Genomic DNA, 24,138 nt, shown 5'->3' with positions numbered 1-24,138 from the left:
GGAGATACAGCGATGGCCTTGCTACAGCTGGAGCGCATCAGCGCACAGTACCCGGGCAGCCCGGAGCCGGTGCTGGCGGATATTTCTCTGACCCTGGGGCCGCAGCAATTGCTGGTCGCCCTCGGCCCGTCCGGCAGTGGCAAGACTTCGCTGTTGAACCTGATTGCCGGTTTCGTCGAACCGAGTTCAGGACGCATCACCCTTGACGGCGTGCCAGTCAAAGGCCCGAGCGCCGAACGTGGCGTGGTGTTTCAGGACGACGCCTTGCTGCCCTGGCAGGACGTCTTGGCCAACGTCGCCTTCGGCCTTGAACTGGCCGGTGTCGGCAAGGACAAACGCGAACAGCGCGCCCGGGAAATGCTCGCGCTGGTCGATCTCGCCGGCTTCGAAGAGCGGCGCATCTGGCAATTGTCCGGCGGCCAGAAACAACGCGTCGGCCTCGCCCGCGCCCTCGCCGCCGACCCGCGCGTGTTGCTGATGGACGAGCCGTTCGGTGCGCTTGATGCATTCACTCGCGAGCAGATGCAGGAGCTGTTGCTGCAAGTCTGGCAACGCACGGCCAAGCCGGTTTTCCTGATTACCCACGATATTGAAGAAGCGGTGTTCCTCGCCACGGACCTGATTCTGCTGGCGCCGAATCCGGGGCAGATCGTCGAGCGTCTGCAATTGGATTTCGGTCAGCGTTATGCCGCTGGCGAGTCGGCCCGTGCGATCAAATCCGATCCGCGTTTTATCGAAACCCGCGAGCACGTGCTGAGCAAAGTCTTCTCGCAACGCAGCGCCGTACCCCGGCAGGAGCGCGCATGAGCAGTTACGACGTTTCCGCTGCGGCGGTGAAAACACCTTCGGTGAGCATCCCGGTGCGCCGCAGCCTCAGCACTCGCTGGATCAGCCTGCTGACCCTGTTCGGCCTGTTGGCGGTCTGGTGGGCGGTGACCGCTACCGGGATGATCGAACCGCTGTTCCTGCCGCCACCCTCCGCCGTCCTGCAAAAGGGCTGGTTGCTGGCGACCTCGGGATATATGGATTCGACGCTGTGGCAGCACCTGGGCGCGAGCCTGAGCCGCATCGGCCTGGGTCTCGCTTTTGCCATTCTCACCGCCGTGCCGGTGGGCATTGCCATCGGCGCCAACCGCATCGCCCGTGGTGTGCTCGATCCGCTGATCGAGTTCTACCGCCCGATCCCGCCGCTGGCCTATCTGCCGCTGATCGTGATCTGGTGCGGCATTGGCGAGTTGTCGAAAGTGCTGCTGATCTATCTGGCGATTTTTGCGCCGATTGCCATCGCCACCGCGACGGGTGTGCGCACGGTTGATCCAGCAAAACTGCGCGCGGCGCAGTCATTGGGCGCGATGCGCGCGCAGTTGATTCGCCATGTGATTTTGCCGAGCGCTCTGCCGGACATTCTCACCGGCGTGCGCATTGGTCTGGGCGTCGGCTGGTCGACCCTGGTCGCCGCTGAACTGATCGCGGCCACCAGTGGCCTGGGTTTCATGGTGCAGTCGGCCGCGCAATTCCTGGTCACAGATGTCGTGGTGCTGGGAATTCTGGTCATCGCCCTGATCGCCTTCGCCATGGAAATGGGCCTGCGCGCATTGCAGCGCAGACTGGTGCCATGGCACGGCCAGGCGCACTAAATCGTTTTGTGAAAATTCCCCTGTGGGAGCGAGCCTGCTCGCGAAAGCGTCAGATCAGTCACTGCACTGTCGCCTGACACTCTGCATTCGCGAGCAGGCTCGCTCCCACAAAAGCATGACACTCCGAATTCGAAGAGAACGACCATGAGCACCTTCAGCATCACCCCATTAAGCTCGGCCCTCGGTGCGCAGATCAACGGCGTCGACATCAGCCAGCCGCTGAGCCTGGAACACCGCGACGCCATCGAGCAGGCGCTGCTCAAGTATCAGGTGCTGTTCTTCCGCAACCAACCGATCGAGCCAGCGCAACAGGCACGTTTCGCGCATTATTTCGGCGACCTGCACATTCACCCGATCTACCCGAACGTGCCGGAACAACCGGAAGTGCTGATTCTTGATACCGCCGTCACCGACGTGCGCGATAACGCGATCTGGCATACCGACGTGACCTTCCTGCCGACGCCGGCAATGGGCGCAGTGCTCAGCGCCAAGTTGCTGCCGGAGTTCGGTGGCGACACGTTGTGGGCCAGCGGTATCGCGGCATATGAAGCGTTGTCGGCACCGATGAAAACCCTGCTCGAAGGTCTGAGCGCTACCCACGATTTCACCCGATCGTTTCCACTCGAGCGCTACGGCAACACGCCTGAAGCGGTGGCGCAGTGGGAAGAAGCGCGGCGCAAGAATCCGCCGCTGTCGCACCCGGTGATCCGTACGCACCCGGTGAGCGGCCGGCGCTCACTGTTCGTCAATGAAGGGTTTACCTCGAAGATCAACGAGCTGTCGGAAACCGAGAGTGAGGCGATTCTGAAGTTTCTGTTCGCCCATGCGACGCGACCGGAATTCACCATTCGCTGGCGCTGGCAGAAAGACGATATTGCCTTCTGGGATAACCGCGTGACGCAGCATTACGCGGTGGATGATTACCGACCGGCGCGGCGGGTGATGCAGCGGGCGACGGTGTTGGGGGATGTGCCGTTCTTCAAGTGATTGCTGATGATCGTTCCCACGCTCTGCGTGGGAATGCATCAACGGACGCTCGCGTTCGGCTTTAGATGGGACGCAGAGCGTCCCGGGCGGCATTCCCACGCAGAGCGTGGGAACGATCCTCTCAGCGGCTTATTCGGCTGTCGAAGGCTTCTCCCAAAGATTGATCCCACCCTCCTGGGCAAACCGGTCAATCTCCGCCAGCTCTTCAGCACTGAAGTTCAGATTCTTCAGCGCGCCGACGTTCTCGATGATCTGCTCCGGCCGGCTCGCGCCGATCAGTGCCGAGGTCACTCGTGGATCACGCAGTGTCCACGCCAGGGCCAGTTGCGCCAGACTCTGGCCGCGACGCTGGGCGATCTCGTTCAACGCTCGCACGTGAGCGATGTTGGCCTCGGACAAGTGCGAAGCCTGCAACGAGCCGCCGCCGGGACGATTGACTCGCGCATCGGCCGGCACGCCGTTGAGGTATTTGTCGGTGAGCAAACCCTGCGCCAGCGGCGTGAAGGCGATGACGCCCGTGCCGAGTTCATCGGTGGTATCGAGCAGATCCTTTTCCACCCAGCGATTGAGCAGGTTGTACGCCGGTTGATGAATCAGCAGCGGCACTTTCCACTCTTTCAGCAGCGCGGCCATCTCGCGGGTTTTCACGCCTGAGTAAGACGAGATACCGATGTACAGCGCCTTGCCCTGCTGCACGGCGGTGGCGAGGGCGCTGGCGGTTTCCTCCAGCGGAGTGTCCGGGTCGAAGCGGTGCGAATAAAAGATGTCCACGTAGTCGAGACCAAGACGTTGCAGGCTCTGGTCGAGGCTGGCCAGCACGTATTTGCGCGAGCCGCCGCCCTGACCGTACGGGCCGGGCCACATGTCCCAGCCAGCCTTGCTGGAAATGATCAGTTCGTCGCGATACTGCTTGAAGTCTTCGCGCAGCAGGCGACCGAAATTGATCTCGGCACTGCCATACGGCGGGCCGTAGTTGTTGGCCAGATCGAAATGGTTGATGCCCAGATCGAACGCGGTACGCAGCAAGGCACGCTGGGTCTCGATCGGCGTGCTGTCGCCAAAGTTGTGCCACAGGCCCAGCGACAATGCCGGCAGCACCAGACCGCTGCGACCGACGCGGCGGTAAGGGATGGAGTCATAGCGGTTTTCGGCAGCGGTGTATGTCATCGAATCCTCTCTTGTCTGTCTTTTAGTCATCAGAAACCGGACACCTTTGTGGCGAGGGGATTTATCCCCGATGGGTGGCAAAGCCGCCCCAAAACCTGAAACCTAGGTGAATCAGGTGTACCGAGTGCGCTGGTTTTACGACTGCTTCGCAGCCGAACGGGGATGAATTCCCTCACCACAAAGGCCCCATCAATCATGCGAAGCGGTTTACAGGTCGGGCGAGCCCCAGGTTCTGCCGCAACGTGCGCCCTTCATACTCGGTTCTGAACAAGCCACGCCGTTGCAGTTCCGGCACTACGCCGTTGGCGAAATCTTCGAGCCCACCCGGCAGGTGCGGCACCAGCACATTGAAGCCGTCCGCCGCGCCTTGCTCGAACCACTCCTGCAGGCAATCGGCAATCTGTGCCGGCGTGCCGACCAGGCTGTGATGCCCCCGCCCGCCAGCGATCCTGCGACCAAGCTCGGCGAGGGTCAGGTTCTCCCGCCCGGCCAGCTCGGTCAGCAATTTCTGTCGGCTCTGCTGACCGCTGTCAGTCAGCGGCAATGGCGGCAGCGGCCCGTCCAGCGGGTACTTCGATAAATCGAAGTTGCCCAGCATACGCCCAAGCAGCGCGACGCCCACCTCGGGTTCGACCAATTGCTGAAACGTTTCACACTTTTCCTGCGCTTCAGCCTCGGTAGCAGCGACCACCACGAACACACCGGGCATGATTTTCAGCGAATCGGTGCTGCGCCCGAACTTGGCCAAGCGTCCCTTGATATCAGCGTAAAACGACTGTGCGGCGGCCAGCGAAGTCTGCGCGGTGAACACCACTTCCGCCGTTTGCGCCGCCAGTTCGCGCCCGGCTTCGGAAGAACCGGCCTGGACGATCACCGGTTGCCCCTGCGGCGAGCGCGCGACGTTCAGCGGGCCTTTGACACGGAAATGTTCACCGACATGATCGAGCACATGCAGCTTGTGCGGGTGGTAATAGGCGCCGCTGGCCTTGTCGCGGTGGAAGGCATCGTCTTCCCAACTGTCCCAGAGCCCGGTGACCACCTGATGAAATTCACGGGCGCGGCTGTAGCGTTCGGCATGGCCGATGTGTGCGTCGCGGCCGAAATTAAGCGCCTCGGCGGCGTTGTCCGAAGTCACCAGATTCCACCCGGCCCGTCCGCCCGATAAGTGATCGAGCGAGGCGAACTTGCGCGCCACGTGGTACGGCTCGTTGTAACTGGTGGTGGCCGTGGCGATCAGGCCGATGTGCTCGGTCACCGCGCTCAGTGCCGAGAGCAAGGTCAGCGGCTCGAAGTGATCGGAGCGCGCCATGCGGCTGGCGATATCTTCGGTCGGTGCGGCGACGCTGTCGGCGACAAACAGCGCATCGAACTTTGCCGCTTCGGCGATCTGCGCCAGACGTTTGTAGTGGGCGAAATCCAGCCCCGCATCCGCAGGCACATCGGGGTGCCGCCACGCCGCCACGTGATGCCCGGTGGCCATGAGAAATGCACCGAGTTTCATCTGTCTGCTCATCTCAGAAATCCTTGCGCAATTGCACGCCGAAGTAGCGCTCGTCATCGCGAGGCACGGCGCGATAGATGTAGCTACCGCCACTGGCCAGCAACGGCGAATAGGACTTGTCGGCGAGATTCTTGCCAAGCAGCGCGACGCGCCAGCCATTGCTGTAATCGGCCAGGGCGACGCTGGCATTCCACAGCCCGTAAGCGCCCTGTTTGGTATCGGGGTTCTGGCTGATGTCGTACTGCACTTCGCTTTGCCAGCTGTAATCGGTGCCCAGTTCGATATCGAGACCATTGTCGAGCGGGATGGTGTAGTCGGCGCGCACGTAGCTTTTCCAGTCCGGGCTGAACGGCAATGGTTTGCCGTTGACGTTGCACGACGCCGCCGCGCCGGCGGGGCAGGCGAACTCGTCGATGCGTGCGCGGGTGTAGGCCAGAGCGCCGGAGAACTTCAGTTGCTGGGTGGCTTGCAGGGCGTAATCGAGTTCGACGCCTTCGCTGGTCACGCTGCCGGCGTTGATCAGACGCGTCACTACTTGCCCGGCGACGGTGTCGAAAAAGTTCGCCTGATAGTTGTCGTACTTGCTATGGAAGATCGCCAGATTGGTGGTCAGGCGATTGTTCCAGGAGGTGGCTTTGATCCCCGCTTCCCAAGTGTTGGAAGTCTCCGGTTTCAGCGCTTCGGTGTCGCGCGGCTGCATATTGAAGAACACGTTGTAGGCCGGGCCTTTGTAGCCGCGTGAATAGGTCAGGTAACTGGTGACGGTATCGCTCAGGTCGTACTGCAAACCGAGGCGACCGGACCAGCCATCTTCGTCCACCGAGCCGGAGCTGCTGGTCGCCGGTTGGATGCCGCTGACGGTGGTTGCTGATGTTGAAACGCGGCGGTGATCGTATTCCAGATCATCGTGGGTGTAGCGCAGGCCGGCGATGCCGCGAAAGTGCGAAGTGAAGTTCAGCGTGCTCTCGCCGAACACCGCGTAGCTGTCGCTGGTGGTGCTGTAATCGGCAACGCCACGGTCGGTGCGATTAGTCGTGGTGAGGGTGCGTTGATAGGTCTCGTCGTCCTTGCCGTGCATGTAGAACAGGCCGCCGACGTACTCGAGAAACTCGCCCTTCGGTGAGGCCAGCCGCAGCTCTTGCGAATACTGGTCGAAGGCCAGATCGCCCTTGTCGGCGGTGCCGGGGAACGCCGCCGTCACGGTGCCGAGGCGATCACCATCTTGATACTGGGTGTTGTCCCAGCCGCGCCACGCGGTGATCGACGTCAGCGTGAAATCACCCAGTTGCCAGTCGAGCTGGCCGGACAGGCCTTTGTTGATGTCCTCGATGTGAGAGCGGGTGTCGGTGTTGATGTCGCGATTGTGGCTGGTCGCATTCACCGGACTCAGCGCGTTGCCGAAGGCCGGCGTCAACGCTTGGCTGACGACGCCATTGGGCGCGTCGTCGTGGGACTGCATGTAGTCAGCGATCAGGGTGAAGGTGATGTCGTCATTCGGAGTGAATTCGAGTTTGCCGCGCACGCCGCGATGGTTGTAACCGTTGACCTCGTGGCCGTTGTGCTGGTTGTCGACATTGCCGTCGTAACTGCCGAACAGCGTGCTGATCGAGCCCTTCAGCGTGTCCGGAATCAGACTGCCGCCAAGGCCGAAACGGCTGCGGCTTTCGTTGCCGCTATAGAACGCCTGATCGATATAGCCGTGGGTCTCGACGGTCGGTGCTTTGCTGGTGATGTTGAGTACACCGGCCGAGGCGTTCTTGCCGAACAGCGTGCCTTGCGGGCCGCGCAGCACTTCGACGCGCTCCAGATCGAGCAGATCCAGCGTGGCCTGGCCGGGACGCGCATACACCACGCCGTCGATGACCGTGGCGACGGTCGGCTCGACGCCGGGCGAGGTGGAAATGGTGCCGACGCCGCGCACGAATAACGAGGTGTCCTTGTTCGAGGCGCCGGTGCGGAAATTCAGCGACGGCACTTGCTGAACGATGCTCGCCACGCCGTTGCGGTTGTCGCGTTCGAGCTGTTCGCCGTCGAGCACGGAAACCGCCACCGGTACTTTTTGCAGTGACTCTTCGCGGCGAGTCGCGGTCACCGTGACGGATTTCAGCGTCGGTTCCTGATCGCTGCTGTCAGCGGCAAACGCCGTGGGCAGCGGCAGCGCCGCCAGCCCGGTAAAAATCCAGCCCGCCGCGCGAATCGACTGCGTCAGTGTGTGTAATGCCCCAAGAAAATTACGCATAGATGTTCGCTCGAAAATGGCCCTGAACCGCTGCCGTTCTGTGACGACAGCGCCTGAATCTGTCGTGGGCATTCGCTCGAGCGAGTAGCAGACAACACGCATTGTTAGCGCTAACATCGCGAATATTGGCGATCTGGCTATAGAGCGTCCAATACTGAAAAATTACTTTTATATGCGATTTGGTTTTTAGAAAGGATCGAGTCTTGAACGTTGAAAAGCCGCGTAAACGCCGGGGCGCCGGACGTGTGACGCTGAACGCCGTGGCGCGTGCAGCCGGGGTGTCGGCGATTACCGTGTCGCGGTATTTCAATCAGCCCGAGCAGGTTTCGCCTGAGCGGCGCGAGCGCATTGCGGCGGTGGTCGCCGAGCTCGGTTATGTGCCTAATCTGGTCGCGGGTGGTCTGGCCTCGGCGCGGGGGAAAATCGTCGGCATGGTCATTCCGAACATCTCCGGGCCGATCTTCGCCAACACGATCCAGGGCTTCAGCGATACCCTCAGTCGTCACGGTTATCAACTGTTGCTGGCGTCGAGTTATTTCGATATCGAGCAGGAAGAAAATGCCGTGCGCGCCTTTCTCGGCTGGTCGCCGGCAGCCCTGGTGCTGACCAGCCACTTCCATAGCGAAGGCACCGAGAAGATGCTCGCCGAGGCCGATATTCCGGTCATCGAAACCTGGGATTACCAGCCGGAGCGCGAGCCCATGCAGATTGGCTTTTCGCACTTCGAAGTGGGCGTGACGGCAGCAAGGCATTTGCTCAAGAAAGGCTACCAACGCATTGCTTTCGTACAGAACAGTGCGCCGGGCGACTTCAGTGCACTGGAGCGCCGCGATGGTTATGCCGCCACTGTGCGTGAAGCAGGACGTGAGCCATGGATTTTCGCCCCGGACGCCGACCGCGCGCCGTTCGAAGCCGGCAAGCAAGCGATGGACGCCCTGATGAACGCCTCACCACGCCCCGACGCGATCATCTTCGCCAACGACAACCTCGCCGCCGGAGGTCTCCTCGCCGGACAGCGCGCGGGTATCAAAATCCCCGTAGACTGCGCCGTGCTCGGCTTCGGCGATTACCCGTTTGCCGAGATGTTATTGCCCAGTCTGAGCACGATCAAACCACCGGCACTGGAGATCGGTGTACTCGCCGCGACACGCGTGCTGGAAAGCCTTGGCGTGTTGCCGAGCGACAAAGTGCAGCGGCTGAATCTGCTGCGATGCCAAGTGATCGAGCGCGAAAGCATCTGATGAATATGGCGGGGGCTGGATTGGCTATGCTCTAGGTCATACCGAGGTGGCCCCTTCGCGGGCAAGCCCGCTCCCACAGGTTTCAGTGTTGGATACAAAATCTGTGAACGGCGCAAAACCCTGTGGGAGCGGGCTTGCCCCGGTGGCGGCGGTGGTGCTGTTCATAGTGCTGAGCGCCGAGGCGTAAAAAACTCTCGGCGCTCAGCCGTTGGATCAACGCACCAGATGCAGGAACTGCATGTGCCGTTCGTACTGGTCGAGGATGTCGTTGATGATCTGCTCTTTGGTGTAACCGACCAAATCGTAGTCCTGACTGCCCTCGCTCAAGTGCACTTCGGCGCGGTAGTAGCGGCGATTGTTGAGTTGCTTGGAACCCATGCCGCCGCGCGCGAACGATGGCGTGAAGTAGCCGCGCATCTGCACCTGATAGATGAACGGATGCTGCTCGCCATGACCGATTTCCAGGCTGACGTTGTCATGCGCCGGATCCGGCTGAGTGACGACGTGCAGACCTTTTTCGACGAACACGGCGGTCACTTCCTCGATTGCCGGGCGCACTGTGCTTTCCATGAAGCGGTACACCTCGTCGCGGGACGGGAAGTGCACGGCCTGGCTCAGACGCTGACGCCATCCACCGGTGCCACGCCGCGAACCGGAAACCGGCGCCAGCGAATGCAACTGCGCGATCTGCTTCTGCGATTCCAGATAGAACGCCTTGTGCAGGCCCCACATCATCAGCAGCAGAATCAACGAGAACGGCAACGAGGTCAGCACCACCGCCGACTTCAGCGCATCGATGCTGCCGGAGAACAGCAGCGCACTGGTGATCAGCGCGGTCATCGCGCCCCAGAACACCCGCAGCCATTTCGGCCCGTCTTCATCCGGGTTGCCGCCCTTCGCCGACAGGGTCGAGAGCACCACGGTGCCAGAGTCCGCAGACGTCACGAAGAACACGAAGCTGATGAACACCGTCACGGCGATGACGGTCTTGCTCCATGGGTAGGTTTCCAGCAGCAGATAAATGCTCATCGACGGATTGTCGATGGCCGACATGCCTAGCGCACTCATGCCGTGATTGAGCACCTGGTCCAAGGCGCTGTTGCCGAAGATCGACATCCACGCCAGGGTGAAACCGAGCGGGATCAACAGCACGCCGAAGACGAATTCACGGATAGTGCGGCCACGGGAGATCCGCGCGATGAACAGGCCCACGAACGGCGACCATGCAATCCACCAGGCCCAGTAGAACACGGTCCAGCCACCCAGCCAGTCACTCGGTTTGTCGTAGGCGTAGAGGTCGAAACTCTTCATCGGCAGGGCGCCGAGGTAGTCGCCGACGTTCTGGATCAGCGTGTTGAGCAGGTGCTGTGTCGGCCCGGCAAACAACACGAACAGCAGCAGCCCGCAGGCCAGCAGCATGTTGATGTCGGACATCACCCGCACGCCTTTATCGACACCGGAGACCGCAACGATGATCGCCGCGCCCATCATCAGCGTGATCAGGCCGACCTGAATCCACTGGGTGTGGGCGATGCCGAACAGATAATCCAGGCCCGAGTTGAGGTGCAACACGCCGAAGCCCATGTCGGCACCAAGACCGAACACCGTGGCGATGATGCCGAAGCCGTCCACCGCATAGCCGATCGGGCCGTTGATGCGTTTGCCGATCAGCGGATACAGCGCCGAACGCAGGGCCAGCGGCAGATTGTGCCGATAAGCGAAATAGGCCAGTGCCATGCCGACGAAGGCGAACACGCCCCAACCATGCAGGCCCCAGTGCAGAAACAGAATCTGCATGGCCTGGCGCGCCGCGTCCGCCGTGCCGGCCTCGCCTTGCGGCGGCTGCAGCATGTGGGTCAGCGGTTCGGAAACGCAGAAGAAAAACAGCGTGATGCTGATCCCGGCGGCGAACAGCATGCCGGCCCAGGACAGGTAACTGAATTCGGGCTCGTCGTGGTCGGCACCGAGTTTTATCTTGCCGTAGCCGGATAAGGCGGTGACCACCACGAAGACCAGATACAGGGTCATCGCGAGCATGTAGTACCAGCCGACCGTGTTGGCCGCCCAGTTTTGCGCTTCCAGCAACCAGGCGCCGGCCTGCTCAGGGATGGCGATGACGACAAGACCAAACAGCAGAATGACCGTCGCGGCGAAGTAGAACACCGGCGGATTCATGCGTACCAGACCGCTGGCGGGGGTAGACGATGCACTCATGAAAGGTGCACCTCGAAGGTTTGAAGCGTGGCTGAAATGATCGGACTCAGCAAAGGCAAGCCTCCTGTTGTGAGCGGGCAGCGAACCACCGGTTTAACTTGAATGAACGTTCAAGTTAAACATGAATGGGGTGGTAAGGACTAATCGCAGGGCTGGGCGGTAGGTTTCCTACAGCGCCCAAAGAGGGGTATGACGCGGGTTTGGAGAGATTCGTTCACTGATGAATTGGCTTAAGGCCACTACCTTGATCCGGCCTGGAAATCTCGCGAGCAGGCTCGCTCCCACATCTGAAACGCATTCCAATGTGGGAGCGAGCCTGCTCGCGAAGAGGCCCGATACAACAACACAGATTCAAGACTTACTTCTGCGTCCCGTCATCATGCTGCAGATTCGCCTGCGTCAGATTCGCCCCCGCCGGCACGCTACGTGTCAGCCAGACGTTGCCGCCAATGGTCGAGCCCTTGCCGATGGTGATCCGTCCGAGAATCGTCGCCCCGGCGTAAATCACCACGTCATCCTCAACGATCGGGTGACGCGGATGGCCCTTCTGCAATTGGCCGTCCTCATCCGCCGAGAAGCGCTTGGCCCCCAGGGTCACCGCCTGATAAATCCGCACTCGCTCACCAATGATCGCGGTTTCGCCAATCACTACACCGGTGCCGTGATCGATAAAGAAGCTGCGGCCGATCTGCGCGCCCGGGTGGATATCGATGCCGGTCGCCGAGTGCGCGATTTCCGCGCTGATCCGCGCCAGCAGCGGCAGCCCTGCACGGTATAAATGGTGCGCCAGGCGATGGTGAATCACCGCAAGAATGCCCGGATAGCACAGCAGCACTTCATCAACGCTGCGTGCCGCCGGGTCGCCGTGATAGGCCGCGAGCACATCGGTGTCGAGCAGCGTGCGCAGGCCCGGCAAGGCCAAGGCGAAATCCTGCACGATCTGAATGGCGCGGGTTTCGACTTCACTGTCGTCCTGCGCGCTGTGGCGGGCAACGTAACGCAACTCCAGGCGCGTCTGCGCCAGCAAGGCATTCAGCGCTACATCAAGCGTGTGGCCGACGTAGAAATCTTCACTTTCTTCACGCAGATCGACCGGCCCCAGACGCATCGGGAACAGCGCGCCACACAGCGCCTCGAGGATTTCCGCCATCGCCGCTCGCGATGGCAATTCGCGGCCGCCCTGCTCCCCTGAAGCCCGGCCATTCAGTGCGCGCCACTGATCCCGCGCGCTGCGCAGCTGGCTGACGATGGTCTGCAATTGCCAATGGCTGGAACGCTCGCTCACGGTAAAGACTCCTCACGGGCGGCCGGACTGTCTGGCCGCGTCATCGGCGCCTACTTTACGGCATGCCTTTGCCGACGAATTAAGAACCGATAGTGCTGGCCTCAGTCCATTTGGCTATAAGCGATTGGCGGTTGCCCGGGCAAAAACGCGTGCCTATAGTCCTTTCATTCTTCTGCGCCAGTACGGACCCATGATCAAACAACAGCTGCAACGCTTCCCCCGTCTCGAACTGCTGAGCCACCCCACGCCGCTGGAAAAACTCGAACGCCTGTCCACCTGGCTCGGTCGCGAGGTGTACATCAAACGCGATGACCTGACGCCGCTGGCGATGGGCGGCAACAAGCTGCGTAAACTCGAATACCTCGCCGCTGACGCGCTCGCGCAAGGTGCTGACACGCTGATCACGGCCGGTGCGCTGCAATCGAACCACGTGCGCCAGACCGCCGCACTGGCGGCGAAACTCGGCCTCGGTTGTGTGGCGCTGCTGGAAAATCCGCTGGGCACCGATGACGGAAATTACACCGGCAACGGCAACCGCTTGCTGCTCGATCTGTTCGACACCAAGGTCGAACTGGTCGACAACCTCGATAATGCCGACGAACAACTGGCCGCACTGGCCGTGCGCCTGCGCAGCAACGGCAAGAAGCCGTATCTGGTGCCGATCGGCGGCTCCAACGCCCTTGGTGCTCTGGGTTATGTGCGCGCTGGGCTGGAGCTGGCTGAGCAGATCAAGGACAGCGGCCTCGATTTCGCCGCTGTGTTGCTGGCGTCGGGCAGTGCCGGGACCCACAGTGGTCTGGGGCTGGCGCTGAGTCAGGCGCTGCCGCAACTGCCGGTGATCGGCGTGACCGTTTCGCGCAGTGAAGAAGATCAGCGCCCGAAGGTGCAGGGTTTGGCCGAACGCACGGCAGAGCTGCTGGGCGTCGAGTTGCCGGCCAGCTTCAAGGTCGAGCTGTGGGACGAATATTTCGCCCCGCGTTATGGCGAGCCGAATGCCGGAACGCTGGCGGCGGTGAAACTGTTGGCCGCACAGGAAGGTCTGTTGCTTGACCCGGTCTACACCGGCAAGGCCATGGCCGGTCTGCTCGACGGGATCGGCCGGCAGCGCTTCGATGACGGCCCGATCATCTTCCTGCACACCGGCGGCGCGCCGGCGTTGTTTGCCTACAAGGATTTTCTGACAAGATGATCACTGCAGATTGCAGATACCTGTGGCGAGGGGATTTATCCCCGTTGGGTCGTGGAGCGGCCCCTTGCCTTCGCAAGTGAGTACACGTCGCAGGACTTTGCAACTGTTGTGCAGTCGAACGGGGATAAATCCCCTCGCCACAACTGAACGGACGCATATTCCAAAAAACCCTAAAAGAAACACAATCTAGTATTTTCAAGTCTAAAACAGACATCTTATAGTCTCGCCGCAGGCGAATTTCGGGCGAGACGCTTAAGCTGCTTTAAGGCAGGATAGCGCTGTCGTTCAAATCACCAATTTGCCTACATTCCTTAAGCGTCTTCCATAAGAAAACACAGGGGCTTGTCATGAATTTTTCCGCACTACGTCGCACTCTGCTGGTCGGTTCGCTGGGTCTTGCGCTCAGCGCTGGCCTGATCGGTCAGGCAGTGGCCGGTGAGCAGTTGCAACAGATCAAGGACAAAGGCGTGCTCAACGTCGGCCTGGAAGGCACTTACCCACCGTTCAGCTACGTCGACGAGAACGGCAAGCTGTCCGGTTTCGAAGTCGAGCTGTCCGAAGCGCTGGCGCAAAAGCTCGGCGTCAAGGCCAAGATCCAGCCGACCAAATGGGACGGCATCCTCGCCGCGCTGGAATCCAAGCGTCTGGATCTGGTGGTCAACCAAGTGACCATCTCCGACGAGCGCAAGAAGAAGTATGACTTCTCCGAACCCTACACCGTGTCCGGCATCCAGGCCCTCGTGCTGAAAAGCAAAGAGTCGGCGCTGAACATCAAGACTGCCGCTGACCTGTCCGGCAAGAAAGTCGGTGTCGGCTTGGGCACCAACTACGAGCAGTGGGTTCGCGCCAACGTGCCGGGTGCTGACGTGCGCACCTACGACGATGATCCGACCAAGTTCGCCGACCTCAACAACGGTCGTACCGATGCCATCCTGATCGACCGTCTGGCTGCCCTCGAATACGCCAAGAAAGCCCCGAAAACCGTCGCAGCCGGTGAGGCCTTCTCGCGTCAGGAATCCGGTATCGCCCTGCGCAAAGGCGAGCCGGAACTGCTGGCTGCGGTGAACAAGGCTCTGGATGAACTGCGTGCCGACGGCACCCTTGAGAAACTGTCGAAGAAGTACTTCAACGCAGACGTCACTAAATAATGGAAGAGGCTTTCCAACTCGCGCTGGATTCCGCGCCCTTTCTGTTGAAGGGCGCGTACTACACGGTAGTCCTCAGCCTCGGCGGGATGTTCTTCGGTCTGCTGCTGGGCTTCGGCCTCGCGCTGATGCGTCTGTCACGCTTCAAATCGGTCAGTTGGCTGGCCCGCATCTACGTGTCGTTCTTTCGCGGCACGCCGTTGCTGGTGCAGCTGTTCGTGATCTATTACGGCTTGCCGCAATTGGGCATGGAGCTTGATCCGCTGCCAGCAGCGCTGATCGGTTTCTCGCTGAACATGGCCGCCTACGCCTGTGAAATCCTGCGTGCCGCGATCGGTTCGATCGAACGCGGTCAGTGGGAAGCTGCTGCGAGTATCGGCATGACCCGCGCGCAGACCCTGCGCCGGGCCATCCTGCCGCAAGCGATGCGCACGGCCTTGCCGCCGCTGGGCAACAGCTTCATTTCGCTGGTCAAGGACACGGCGCTGGCCGCGACCATTCAGGTGCCGGAGCTGTTCCGTCAGGCGCAGCTGATTACCGCCCGGACTTTCGAAGTCTTCACCATGTATCTTGCCGCCGCACTGATCTACTGGATTCTGGCCACGGTGCTTTCGCACTTGCAGAACAAGTTGGAAGAGCGGGTCAATCGGCACGACCAGGAGTCCTGACGCGATGATTGTCGTGGAAAAACTGACCAAGCAATTCAAGGGTCAGGTCGTGCTCAACGGCATCGACCTTGAGGTAAAGGAAGGCGAAGTCGTCGCGATCATCGGCCCCAGCGGCTCGGGGAAAACGACGTTCCTGCGTTGCCTGAATTTCCTCGAAGAACCCACCAGCGGCCGGATCAAGGTCGGCGATATCGAAATCGATACCAGCCGCCCGCTGAACCAGCAGCAAAGTCTGGTGCGCAACCTGCGCCAGCACGTCGGCTTCGTGTTCCAGAACTTCAACCTGTTTCCCCATCGCACCGCCCTGGAAAACGTCATCGAAGGCCCGATCGTGGTCAAGAAGATGCCGCGCGACCAGGCAGTTGCTCTGGGTAAAAAGCTGTTGACCAAAGTGGGGCTTGCCGGCAAAGAGGACGCCTACCCGCGCCGTCTCTCCGGTGGCCAGCAACAGCGCGTGGCGATTGCCCGGGCGCTGGCGATGGAGCCGGAAGTGATTCTGTTCGACGAACCGACTTCAGCGCTCGACCCGGAACTGGTCGGTGAAGTGCTGGCGACCATTCGCGGTCTTGCCGAAGAAAATCGCACGATGGTGATTGTCACCCACGAAATGGGTTTTGCCCGTGACGTGGCCAATCGCGTGGTGTTTTTCGACAAGGGCGTAATTGTTGAACAGGGTGAAGCCAAGGCACTGTTTGCCAACCCGAAAGAAGAACGCACCAAACAGTTTCTCAGCAAGTTTCTGAATCACGCCTGAGAACTTTCTCTGCCACAGCCCTCAACTTCCACGGACGGAAGTTATCCCTGCCCCGGTATTTCATTCTTCTGAACATTTATTACTTGTGCGCGCAGATATACATTGCGCAACGATGACGCACATTCTCGATTCGTCATATTTCCATACGTTTGCCGGTGAACGAACCCGCACAAAACGTCGCGAAACCGCTGTTTATCTGTAGCTGATTTCGCGCTTACACCTAGGCTTAGTGCCTCGGTGACGTAGGAGCTTTCTGATTAACTTGTAATTTACGCATTAACTAACCCCCTCTATTGACACCCCTCTCCGCAGACTTTTATCTAGTCGGCAACCGGCGCCCCTTAGTTCAAATAACCCGCACTAATACCGAGCAAATACTTGTCGCTTTTATTGCCAGTTGATTCGCGCCTTTTTTTTCCAGAAACGGATTTCGCTGCAAGACTTCAAGGAGAGAAACCGATGACCCGCACTTCGCATACACCCGAACTTGCAGCGCCAACGCTGGCATGCGCACAAAAAACCGGCATTAACCTGGCAACAGCAGCTCACCTGCTCATCGACGTGCCGCCCTACTGCGACATGGACGTTGGCGATCTGATCGAACTGTTCTGGGACAAATGCTATGTCGCGTCAAAAGTCCTCAGCGCGGCCGATGTGGGCGAGTCGGTCAGCCTGCGGGTGCCGGAGAGTTTCATCACCAATGGCACCGCGCGCATTCACTACCGCGTGATGCAGGTCGGCCAGGGTCCGGCACTGTCGGCGGCGACTCGGGTGCAGGTCAAACTCGATTGCCCTGGTGGCCAGCCCACTGGGCAGTGCGAAGACGAAAATCAGCAACTGGCACCAGTGATCATCCCCGAAGCGATTCGCCGTCAGGGCGTGAATCCCAGCCAGATCAAACGCGGCGTGCCGCTGACCATCGAGCCTTATCTGAACATGGCCGAAGACGACGCCATCACCCTGCGCTGGGGCGATGTGCGCATGGATCTGGCGCCAGTCACGGCAGCGGATGTCGGCCTGCCGATTCAGGTCTGGATACCACCGACTGTCATCGTCGAAGCAGGCGAGGATCTGCGGCTGGACGTGACGTACTGCATCCTCGATCGGGTCGGTAACAACTCGCGCTGGGCACCGCCGCGCACGTTGAAAATCGGTTGCGTGAATCCGTACGTAAAAGTCCCGTGGAAACCCGAATTCAAGGCCGCTGAATCACCTACCAAGTGAGACCTGCTCAGGGGTGGGAGGTCAGTTATCTCTCACCTGACCCTCGTTAACCAAGCCGAACATCCACCCTTCTATACATATTCCTAAAAGTTAGTTTATTTAATTTTTATACACGCTTAGGGTATATGCACCGGACCACCGGACATTCTTTCAATCGTCGCCATCGCGACGTTTTTCATGAGATGTGAGGTAGGTATGGTCCAGAACACAATCACCCCAGTGCAGATCGCCAGGGCATTGCGTGCAGCCAGGGAGCGGCACTGATGTCCAGTCTTGCAGATGCCAACGTGCAGTCCGATCTGGACATCGCCCCGCTGTTGTTGCCCGCGCAAGTACTGCGCAACGACGCTCAAGCGATCAAGGCCGCCTTTGATCTGGCGCAAGCCGCCCGAGTGCAGGCGGCCAAACGCGACCGGCAGCGCAAGCTGCCTTGGTCGGAAATTGAACAGTTCACCCGCAGCGGTCTGGGCAGCATTGCCATCCCGCGTGAGTACGGTGGCCCGCAAGTTTCCTTCGTCACGCTGGCCGAAGTATTCGCGATCATTTCTGCCGCCGACCCGGCGCTCGGGCAGATCCCGCAGAACCAGTTCGGCATCATCCATCTGCTGCTCGGCACCGCTACCGAAGCGCAGAAAAAGCAGCTGTTCCAGAGTGTTCTGGAAGGCTGGCGCATCGGCAATGCCGGACCGGAACGTGGCACGAAAAACACCTTGGAACTGAAGGCGCGAATCAGCGCCGACGGCGACGATTACGTAATCAACGGCCAGAAGTTCTACTCCACCGGCGCGCTGTTTGCGCATTGGGTCGCGGTGAAAGCGCTCAACGATGACGGTAAACAGGTGCTGGCCTTCGTCCGTCGCGGCACGCCGGGTTTGCGCATCGTCGATGACTGGTCGGGCTTCGGTCAGCGCACCACGGCCAGCGGCACGATCCTGCTGAACAACGTGCGCGTCGAGTCGAGCCTGGTCATCGACAACTGGAAGATCAACGACAAGCCGAACACCCAAGGCGCAGTGTCGCAGCTGATTCAAGCGGCCATTGACGCCGGCATCGCCCGTGGCGCCATCGACGACGCCATCGACTTCGTCAAAACCCGCGCACGGCCATGGATCGACGCCAAGGTCGAGCGCGCCAGCGATGACCTCTACGTGATCGCCGATATCGGCAAACTGAAAATCGAACTGCACGCCGCCGAAGCGCTGCTGCGCAAGGCCGGCAAAGTGCTCGATGAAGTCCACGCCGCGCCGCTGACTGCCGAATCCGCCGCACGCGCTTCGATCGCCGTGGCCGAAGCAAAAGTGCTGACCACCGAGATTTCGCTGCTGGCCAGCGAAAAGCTCTTCGAACTGGCCGGCAGCCGCGCGACCCTTGCCGAATTCAATCTCGACCGCCACTGGCGCAACGCCCGCGTGCACACCCTGCACGACCCGGTGCGCTGGAAATATCACACGGTCGGCGCCTATCGCCTGAACGGCACTTTGCCGGCTCGCCATTCCTGGATCTGAGACGACCAGTCATCTGGAGAACCCCCTATGACGCTTTCCCATCACGTCGCGCTCATCACCAGCGATGAGCAAGCCCTGATCGTCGCCAGCGACCTGGCCGAAGATTTCAAACGCGACAGCGCCCTGCGCGACCGCGAACGCCGCCTGCCATTGGCCGAGCTGGAAGTGTTTTCCCGCTCCGGCCTGTGGGGCATCAGCGTGCCGAAAGAATATGGCGGCGCGGGCGTATCCAACGTCACCCTGGGCAAAGTCATCGCACTCATCGCTCAGGCCGACGGCTCGCTCGGGCAGATTCCGCAGAACCATTTCTACGCACTGGAAGTGCTGCGCGTGAATGGCAGCGATGAACAGAAACAGCGCCTGTACGCCGAGGTGCTCGCCGGCCAGCGCTTTGGCAATGCCTTGGCAGAATTGGGCACCAGAACCGCTCACGACCGCGTCACCCGTCTCACCCGCGATGGTGATGGTTATGGTTATCGAATCAACGGTCGCAAGTTCTACTCGACCGGGGCGATTTACGCGCAGCGCATTCCGACGTCGGTGGTCGATGAAAACGGCGTACAGCAACTGGCCTTCCTCCCGCGCGAAAGCAAGGGCCTGACGGTGATCGACGACTGGAGCGGCTTCGGCCAGCGCACCACTGGCAGCGGCTCGGTAGTGTTCGAAGATGTGTATGTAGCGGCGGAAGACGTGCTGCCGTTCCAGAGCGCTTTCGAGCGCCCGACCACGGTCGGCCCGCTGGCGCAGATTCTCCACGCCGCCATCGACACCGGCATTGCCCGCGCTGCTTACGAAGACGCCTTGCATTTCGTGCGCAGCAAGACCCGTCCGTGGATCGATTCCGGCAACGACACGGCCACCGAAGATCCGCTGACATTGAAGAGCTTCGGCCACTTGAGCATTCGGCTGCACGCCACCGAAGCCTTGCTCGAATGTGCCGGCGAAATCCTCGATGCCGCGCAAGCCGAAACCAACGCGGAAACCGTCGCCGCCGCGTCGATCGCGGTTGCCGAGGCGCGGGCGATCAGCACGGAAATTTCCCTCGCCGCCGGCAGCACGCTGTTCGAACTGGCCGGCAGCCAGGCGACGCTGAGTGAACACGGCCTCGACCGGCACTGGCGCAACGCGCGCGTGCACACCCTGCACGACCCGGTGCGCTGGAAATATCACGCCGTGGGCAATTACTACCTCAACGATGAAAACCCTCCGCTGCGAGGGACGATCTGATGACTGCTGCGAAAAAGAAGATTCTGCTCAACGCGTTCAACATGAACTGCATCGGCCACATCAATCACGGCCTGTGGACGCATCCGCGCGACACCTCGACCCGCTACAACACGATCGAGTACTGGACCGAACTGGCGCAGTTGCTTGAGCGTGGATTGTTCGATGGCTTGTTCATCGCTGACATCGTCGGCGTCTACGACGTCTACCAGGACTCGGTGGACGTCACGCTGAAAGAGTCGATCCAGTTGCCGGTCAACGATCCGCTGCTGCTGGTTTCAGCGATGGCCGCCGTCACCAAAAATCTCGGCTTTGGCCTGACTGCCAATCTCACTTACGAACCGCCGTATCTGTTCGCCCGACGCATGTCGACGCTCGATCATTTGAGTCGCGGCCGCGTTGGCTGGAACATCGTCACCGGTTACCTGGACAGCGCCGCCAAAGCCATGGGTCTCAACGAGCAGGTCGAACATGACCGCCGCTACGACCAGGCCGAAGAATATCTGCAGGTCTTGTACAAGCTCTGGGAAGGCAGCTGGGAAAACGGCGCGGTGCGCAACGACCGCGAGCAGCGCATCTACGCCAACCCGGACAAAGTGCACAAGGTCGAGCACCAGGGCGAGTTCTATCAGGTCGAGGGTTATCATCTCTGCGAACCGTCACCGCAGCGCACGCCGGTGCTGTTTCAGGCCGGTAGCTCCGACCGCGGCTTGCTGTTTGCCGGGCGTCATGCCGAGTGCGTGTTCATCAGCGGCCAGAACAAACCATCGACCAAAGTGCAGGTCGACAACGTCCGCGCCAGCGCCGTCGAAGCCGGACGCAATCCTCAAGACATCAAGGTGTTCATGGGCCTCAATGTAATCGTTGGCGCCACCGCAGAAGCAGCGTGGGCCAAGCATGCCGAGTACCTCAGCTATGCCAGCGCCGAGGCCGGCGTGGCGCATTTTTCCGCCTCCACCGGTATCGACTTTGCCCAGTACGAAATCGACGAACCGATCCAGTACGTGAAGAGCAACGCCATTCAATCGGCAACAAAAAACCTGCAGAACAATGACTGGACCCGGCGCAAATTGCTCGACCAGCACGCCCTCGGCGGTCGTTACATCACCGTGGTCGGCTCGCCCGAGCAAGTGGCGGATGAACTCGAATCGTGGATCGCCGAAACCGGTCTGGACGGCTTCAACCTGACCCGCATCGTCACCCCGGAAAGCTATGTCGATTTCATCGAACTGGTGATTCCCGAGTTGCAGCGGCGCGGCTCGTACAAGACTGCGTATGACAGCGGGACCTTGCGCGAGAAGTTGTTTCACGGCGAGGCGCAGTTGCCTGAACAACATACCGGCTCTTCGTACCGACGCTAAAAGCATCGCTGGCAAGCCAGCTCCCACAAGGGTCTGCGGCGCACACAAAACCTGTGGGAGCTGGCTTGCCAGCGATGAGGCCACAACAGACACCACAAATCTTATGCACTGACTGGAAAAACCACCATGACCAAAAAAAACCTGTCCCACCCAGTCAAAGCACTGGCCTTGGCCTTCGGCCTGTTCAGCTCGGCTATCTTCGCCGCCGACGCCCCGTTGAAAATCGGCACCACCGCCGCTTTCGCCATTCCGCTGGAAGCCGCCGTCGAAGAAGCCTCCAAACAGGGCCTGAAAGTCGAGCTGGTGGAGTTCACCGACTGGATCGCGCCCAACGTCAGCCTCGCCGCTGGCGACATCGACGTGAATTACTTCCAGCACATCCCGTTCCTGGAAAATGCCAAAGCCGCGTCCGGTTTCGATCTGGTGCCATTCGCTCCTGGGATCATCAACAACGTCGGCCTGTATTCGAAGAAATACAAAAGCTTCGATGAACTGCCCGAAGGCGCCAGTGTCGCCATCGCCAACGACCCGATCAACAGCGGTCGCGGTCTGCAATTGCTCGCCAAGGCCGGTTTGATCACCCTGAAACCGGGCGTCGGCTACAAAGCCACCGAGGACGACATCGTCGCCAATCCGAAGAAAATCAGGATCCTTCAGGTCGAAGCCGTGCAACTGGTGCGCGCCTATGACGACGCCGACCTGGTCCAGGGTTATCCAGCCTATATCCGCCTGGCGAAGACCTTCGATGCCGGCTCGGCGCTGCTGTTCGACGGTCTGGACCACAAGGAATACGTGATCCAGTTCGTCATCCAGCCGAAGAGCAAAACCGACCCGCGCCTGATCAAGTTCGTCGACATCTATCAGCATTCGCCGGCCGTTCGCGCGGCACTGGACAAGGCCCACGGCAAGCTCTATCAGGCCGGTTGGGAAAGCTGAACATGACTGCGGCGATCCAACGGCGACTGGAGCTTCCAGAGCCACACAATGCTGAAAAAACCGAGCTGCACCCCGAGTTGAATCGCGCCCACGTACGCTTTATTGGCGTGGGCAAAACCTACGACGGCCGGCAAGGTCCGGTCGCGGCTTTGCAGGGCATCGACCTGGCGATTCAACGCGGCGAAGTGTTCGGCATCATCGGCCGCAGCGGCGCCGGCAAGTCGTCGCTGATTCGCACGATCAATCGCCTGGAGCAGCCAACGTCAGGGCGGGTGCTGATCGATCAGGTGGATATCGGCGAGTTCGATGAAGACCGCCTCGTCGCCCTGCGCCGGCGCATCGGCATGATCTTCCAGCACTTCAATCTGATGTCGGCCAAGACCGTCTGGCAGAACGTCGAGTTGCCGCTGAAAGTCGCCGGCGTGCCGAAGGAGCAGCGCGACAACAAGGTCCGCGAACTGCTTGAACTGGTCGGCCTGCACAGCAAGCACAAGGCTTATCCGGCGCAGCTCTCCGGTGGGCAGAAACAGCGTGTCGGCATTGCCCGCGCGCTGGTGCATGACCCGGACATTCTGCTCTGCGATGAGGCGACATCGGCGCTGGATCCGGAGACCACGCAGTCGATCCTCGGCCTGTTGCGCGAGATCAACAACCGCCTGGGCCTGACCATTGTGCTGATCACTCACGAGATGGCAGTGATCCGCGAGATCTGCGATCGCGTCGTCGTGCTCGAGCACGGTCATGTGGTCGAGCAAGGCCCGGTATGGCAAGTGCTCGGCAATCCGCAACACGCAGTCAGCCAGACCTTGCTCGCACCGCTGCAACACGCCTTGCCGGAAGAACTGCAAAGCCGCTTGCAGGCGCAATCCACGGCTTCTGATGCAGCGGTGGTATTGCGTTTGCAGTTCACCGGCAGTGCCGCTGATGAGCCGGATCTGGCCGCGTTGTTTGCGGCGTTGGGTGGCCGAGTGAAGCTGCTTCAGGGCGGCGTGGAACGGATTCAGGGTCATGCGCTGGGGCAGCTTTTACTGGCCGTCAGCGGCTCGGCGTTCAGCGCCGAGCAATTGCGCGAACGCGCCGGGCAATGGGCGCAACGAGTGGAGGTATTGGGCTATGTGGTTTGATCGCTTGCTGCAGGGTTTTATCGACACCTTCCTGATGGTTGGCGTGTCCTCGTTGATCGCGCTGCTGGTGGGGATTCCCATGGCGGTGATTCTGGTCACCAGTGACAAGGGCGGGATCTATGAGGCGCCGCTGTTGAACCGTGCGCTGGGTGCATTCGTCAATCTGTTCCGCTCGATCCCGTTCCTGATCCTGATGGTTGCGCTGATTCCGTTCACCCGCCTGATCGTCGGCACTACCTATGGCGTGTGGGCAGCTGTGGTGCCGCTGACAATCGCCGCAACGCCGTTCTTCGCGCGGATCGCCGAAGTGAGTCTGCGCGAGGTCGATCATGGTCTGATCGAAGCCGCACAGGCCATGGGTTGCCGGCGCTGGCATATCGTCTGGCATGTGCTGCTGCCCGAGGCGCTGCCGGGGATCGTCGGCGGGTTCACCATCACCCTGGTGACGATGATCAATTCGTCGGCCATGGCTGGGGCAATTGGTGCTGGTGGGCTGGGGGATATCGCTTACCGCTACGGTTATCAGCGCTTCGATAGCCAGATCATGTTGACGGTGATCGTCTTGCTGGTGGCGCTGGTGGCGGTGATTCAGTTGGGTGGCGACAGGCTGGCGCGGGGGCTGAACAAGCGGTGAGCAAATCTTGTGATGTTGGCTACGTGAAGTGAGCCAACACTAAAACCGGCCGACTACCAACTGCTACGTCAAACCCGCAACTAACATTTGCATCTTCGACTTT

The 24,138-nt window shown here is 60.6% G+C and carries 20 protein-coding genes; 15 read left to right on the top strand and 5 right to left on the bottom strand.

Annotated elements, in window-relative coordinates; all coding sequences use genetic code 11:
* Positions 1-12: 12 nt before the first annotated feature.
* From tauB to tauD, 3 genes are all read left to right on the top strand, one after another.
* Positions 13-807, top strand: a complete 795-nt coding sequence (tauB, locus tag OK411_RS02335; RefSeq protein ID WP_110602205.1) for a taurine ABC transporter ATP-binding subunit — start codon at positions 13-15, stop codon at positions 805-807.
* A complete protein-coding gene (gene tauC / locus OK411_RS02330) occupies positions 804-1,637 on the top strand; it encodes a taurine ABC transporter permease TauC (RefSeq protein ID WP_264364359.1) in 834 nt (277 codons plus the stop codon). Before tauB ends, tauC begins: the two co-directional genes overlap by 4 nt.
* Positions 1,638-1,781: 144 nt before the next feature.
* Complete coding sequence (tauD, locus tag OK411_RS02325) at positions 1,782-2,624, top strand: taurine dioxygenase (RefSeq protein WP_264364358.1); 843 nt, start codon at positions 1,782-1,784, stop codon at positions 2,622-2,624.
* Between the two features lie 129 nt (positions 2,625-2,753).
* On the opposite strand, the gene mgrA is transcribed toward tauD, so the two are convergent.
* From mgrA to OK411_RS02310, 3 genes are all read right to left on the bottom strand, one after another.
* Complete coding sequence (mgrA, locus tag OK411_RS02320) at positions 2,754-3,791, bottom strand: L-glyceraldehyde 3-phosphate reductase (protein ID WP_016772192.1); 1,038 nt, start codon at positions 3,789-3,791, stop codon at positions 2,754-2,756.
* Positions 3,792-3,984: 193 nt separating this feature from the next.
* The gene (locus OK411_RS02315) at positions 3,985-5,304 is read right to left on the bottom strand and encodes an LLM class flavin-dependent oxidoreductase (RefSeq protein ID WP_016772193.1); all 1,320 of its coding nucleotides are present in this window, start codon (positions 5,302-5,304) and stop codon (positions 3,985-3,987) included.
* A gap of 1 nt (position 5,305) precedes the next feature.
* Positions 5,306-7,531, bottom strand: a complete 2,226-nt coding sequence (locus tag OK411_RS02310; protein ID WP_217879143.1) for a TonB-dependent receptor — start codon at positions 7,529-7,531, stop codon at positions 5,306-5,308.
* A gap of 203 nt (positions 7,532-7,734) precedes the next feature.
* Between OK411_RS02310 and OK411_RS02305 the strand changes: the two genes are divergently transcribed.
* Entirely contained in the window at positions 7,735-8,772 is a 1,038-nt protein-coding gene (locus OK411_RS02305) for a LacI family DNA-binding transcriptional regulator (RefSeq protein WP_217879142.1), read from the top strand.
* A gap of 213 nt (positions 8,773-8,985) precedes the next feature.
* On the opposite strand, the gene betT is transcribed toward OK411_RS02305, so the two are convergent.
* The gene (gene betT, locus OK411_RS02300; protein WP_160768576.1) at positions 8,986-10,947 is read right to left on the bottom strand and encodes a choline transporter BetT; all 1,962 of its coding nucleotides are present in this window, start codon (positions 10,945-10,947) and stop codon (positions 8,986-8,988) included.
* A gap of 397 nt (positions 10,948-11,344) precedes the next feature.
* On the bottom strand, positions 11,345-12,271 hold the full coding sequence (gene epsC, locus OK411_RS02295) for a serine O-acetyltransferase EpsC (RefSeq protein ID WP_264364357.1): 927 nt from the start codon (positions 12,269-12,271) through the stop codon (positions 11,345-11,347).
* Positions 12,272-12,461: 190 nt separating this feature from the next.
* Between epsC and OK411_RS02290 the strand changes: the two genes are divergently transcribed.
* The 11 genes from OK411_RS02290 to OK411_RS02240 all read left to right on the top strand — a co-directional run bounded on the left by OK411_RS02290 (position 12,462) and on the right by OK411_RS02240 (position 24,035).
* A complete protein-coding gene (locus tag OK411_RS02290; RefSeq protein ID WP_016772198.1) occupies positions 12,462-13,460 on the top strand; it encodes a D-cysteine desulfhydrase in 999 nt (332 codons plus the stop codon).
* Between the two features lie 347 nt (positions 13,461-13,807).
* Positions 13,808-14,608 carry a cystine ABC transporter substrate-binding protein gene (tcyJ, locus tag OK411_RS02285; protein WP_016772199.1) on the top strand — a complete coding sequence of 267 codons (801 nt, stop codon included), beginning with the start codon at positions 13,808-13,810 and terminating at the stop codon, positions 14,606-14,608.
* Entirely contained in the window at positions 14,608-15,273 is a 666-nt protein-coding gene (gene tcyL, locus OK411_RS02280; protein WP_016772200.1) for a cystine ABC transporter permease, read from the top strand. The genes tcyJ and tcyL overlap by 1 nt, the downstream gene beginning before the upstream one ends.
* A 4-nt stretch (positions 15,274-15,277) precedes the next feature.
* Positions 15,278-16,027, top strand: coding sequence for an L-cystine ABC transporter ATP-binding protein TcyN (gene tcyN / locus OK411_RS02275; protein WP_076565047.1), 750 nt, complete (start codon positions 15,278-15,280; stop codon positions 16,025-16,027).
* A gap of 459 nt (positions 16,028-16,486) precedes the next feature.
* The gene (locus OK411_RS02270) at positions 16,487-17,251 is read left to right on the top strand and encodes a hypothetical protein (protein ID WP_136492448.1); all 765 of its coding nucleotides are present in this window, start codon (positions 16,487-16,489) and stop codon (positions 17,249-17,251) included.
* Positions 17,252-17,514: 263 nt separating this feature from the next.
* Positions 17,515-18,756, top strand: coding sequence for an SfnB family sulfur acquisition oxidoreductase (locus tag OK411_RS02265; protein WP_217879140.1), 1,242 nt, complete (start codon positions 17,515-17,517; stop codon positions 18,754-18,756).
* 27 nt (positions 18,757-18,783) lie between these two features.
* Positions 18,784-19,983 carry an SfnB family sulfur acquisition oxidoreductase gene (locus OK411_RS02260; protein WP_264364356.1) on the top strand — a complete coding sequence of 400 codons (1,200 nt, stop codon included), beginning with the start codon at positions 18,784-18,786 and terminating at the stop codon, positions 19,981-19,983.
* Complete coding sequence (locus OK411_RS02255; RefSeq protein ID WP_136492450.1) at positions 19,983-21,341, top strand: LLM class flavin-dependent oxidoreductase; 1,359 nt, start codon at positions 19,983-19,985, stop codon at positions 21,339-21,341. The genes OK411_RS02260 and OK411_RS02255 overlap by 1 nt, the downstream gene beginning before the upstream one ends.
* Before the next feature lie 126 nt (positions 21,342-21,467).
* On the top strand, positions 21,468-22,277 hold the full coding sequence (locus OK411_RS02250; protein ID WP_016772206.1) for a MetQ/NlpA family ABC transporter substrate-binding protein: 810 nt from the start codon (positions 21,468-21,470) through the stop codon (positions 22,275-22,277).
* 2 nt (positions 22,278-22,279) lie between these two features.
* Entirely contained in the window at positions 22,280-23,401 is a 1,122-nt protein-coding gene (locus tag OK411_RS02245; RefSeq protein ID WP_264364355.1) for a methionine ABC transporter ATP-binding protein, read from the top strand.
* On the top strand, positions 23,391-24,035 hold the full coding sequence (locus OK411_RS02240; RefSeq protein ID WP_039756400.1) for a methionine ABC transporter permease: 645 nt from the start codon (positions 23,391-23,393) through the stop codon (positions 24,033-24,035). The genes OK411_RS02245 and OK411_RS02240 overlap by 11 nt, the downstream gene beginning before the upstream one ends.
* Positions 24,036-24,138: the final 103 nt, after the last annotated feature.

Source organism: Pseudomonas sp. RG1, from assembly GCF_025910115.1.
GTDB classification, from domain to species: Bacteria; Pseudomonadota; Gammaproteobacteria; order Pseudomonadales; family Pseudomonadaceae; genus Aquipseudomonas; species Aquipseudomonas atacamensis.
This window is presented reverse-complemented; position numbering and strand designations above follow the sequence as displayed.

Bases quoted from the DNA above. Each gene is read 5' to 3' on its own strand.
- OK411_RS02250 (WP_016772206.1), top strand. From the start codon at position 21,468: ATGACCAAAAAAAACCTGTCCCACCCAGTCAAAGCACTGGCCTTGGCC.
- tauD (WP_264364358.1), top strand. From the start codon at position 1,782: ATGAGCACCTTCAGCATCACCCCATTAAGCTCGGCCCTCGGTGCGCAG.
- OK411_RS02260 (WP_264364356.1), top strand. From the start codon at position 18,784: ATGACGCTTTCCCATCACGTCGCGCTCATCACCAGCGATGAGCAAGCC.
- tauB (WP_110602205.1), top strand. From the start codon at position 13: ATGGCCTTGCTACAGCTGGAGCGCATCAGCGCACAGTACCCGGGCAGC.
- tauC (WP_264364359.1), top strand. From the start codon at position 804: ATGAGCAGTTACGACGTTTCCGCTGCGGCGGTGAAAACACCTTCGGTG.
- tcyJ (WP_016772199.1), top strand. From the start codon at position 13,808: ATGAATTTTTCCGCACTACGTCGCACTCTGCTGGTCGGTTCGCTGGGT.
- mgrA (WP_016772192.1), bottom strand. From the start codon at position 3,791: ATGACATACACCGCTGCCGAAAACCGCTATGACTCCATCCCTTACCGC.
- OK411_RS02255 (WP_136492450.1), top strand. From the start codon at position 19,983: ATGACTGCTGCGAAAAAGAAGATTCTGCTCAACGCGTTCAACATGAAC.
- OK411_RS02270 (WP_136492448.1), top strand. From the start codon at position 16,487: ATGACCCGCACTTCGCATACACCCGAACTTGCAGCGCCAACGCTGGCA.
- OK411_RS02245 (WP_264364355.1), top strand. From the start codon at position 22,280: ATGACTGCGGCGATCCAACGGCGACTGGAGCTTCCAGAGCCACACAAT.
- tcyL (WP_016772200.1), top strand. From the start codon at position 14,608: ATGGAAGAGGCTTTCCAACTCGCGCTGGATTCCGCGCCCTTTCTGTTG.
- OK411_RS02240 (WP_039756400.1), top strand. From the start codon at position 23,391: ATGTGGTTTGATCGCTTGCTGCAGGGTTTTATCGACACCTTCCTGATG.
- OK411_RS02310 (WP_217879143.1), bottom strand. From the start codon at position 7,531: ATGCGTAATTTTCTTGGGGCATTACACACACTGACGCAGTCGATTCGC.
- betT (WP_160768576.1), bottom strand. From the start codon at position 10,947: ATGAATCCGCCGGTGTTCTACTTCGCCGCGACGGTCATTCTGCTGTTT.
- OK411_RS02290 (WP_016772198.1), top strand. From the start codon at position 12,462: ATGATCAAACAACAGCTGCAACGCTTCCCCCGTCTCGAACTGCTGAGC.
- OK411_RS02315 (WP_016772193.1), bottom strand. From the start codon at position 5,304: ATGAGCAGACAGATGAAACTCGGTGCATTTCTCATGGCCACCGGGCAT.
- tcyN (WP_076565047.1), top strand. From the start codon at position 15,278: ATGATTGTCGTGGAAAAACTGACCAAGCAATTCAAGGGTCAGGTCGTG.
- OK411_RS02265 (WP_217879140.1), top strand. From the start codon at position 17,515: ATGTCCAGTCTTGCAGATGCCAACGTGCAGTCCGATCTGGACATCGCC.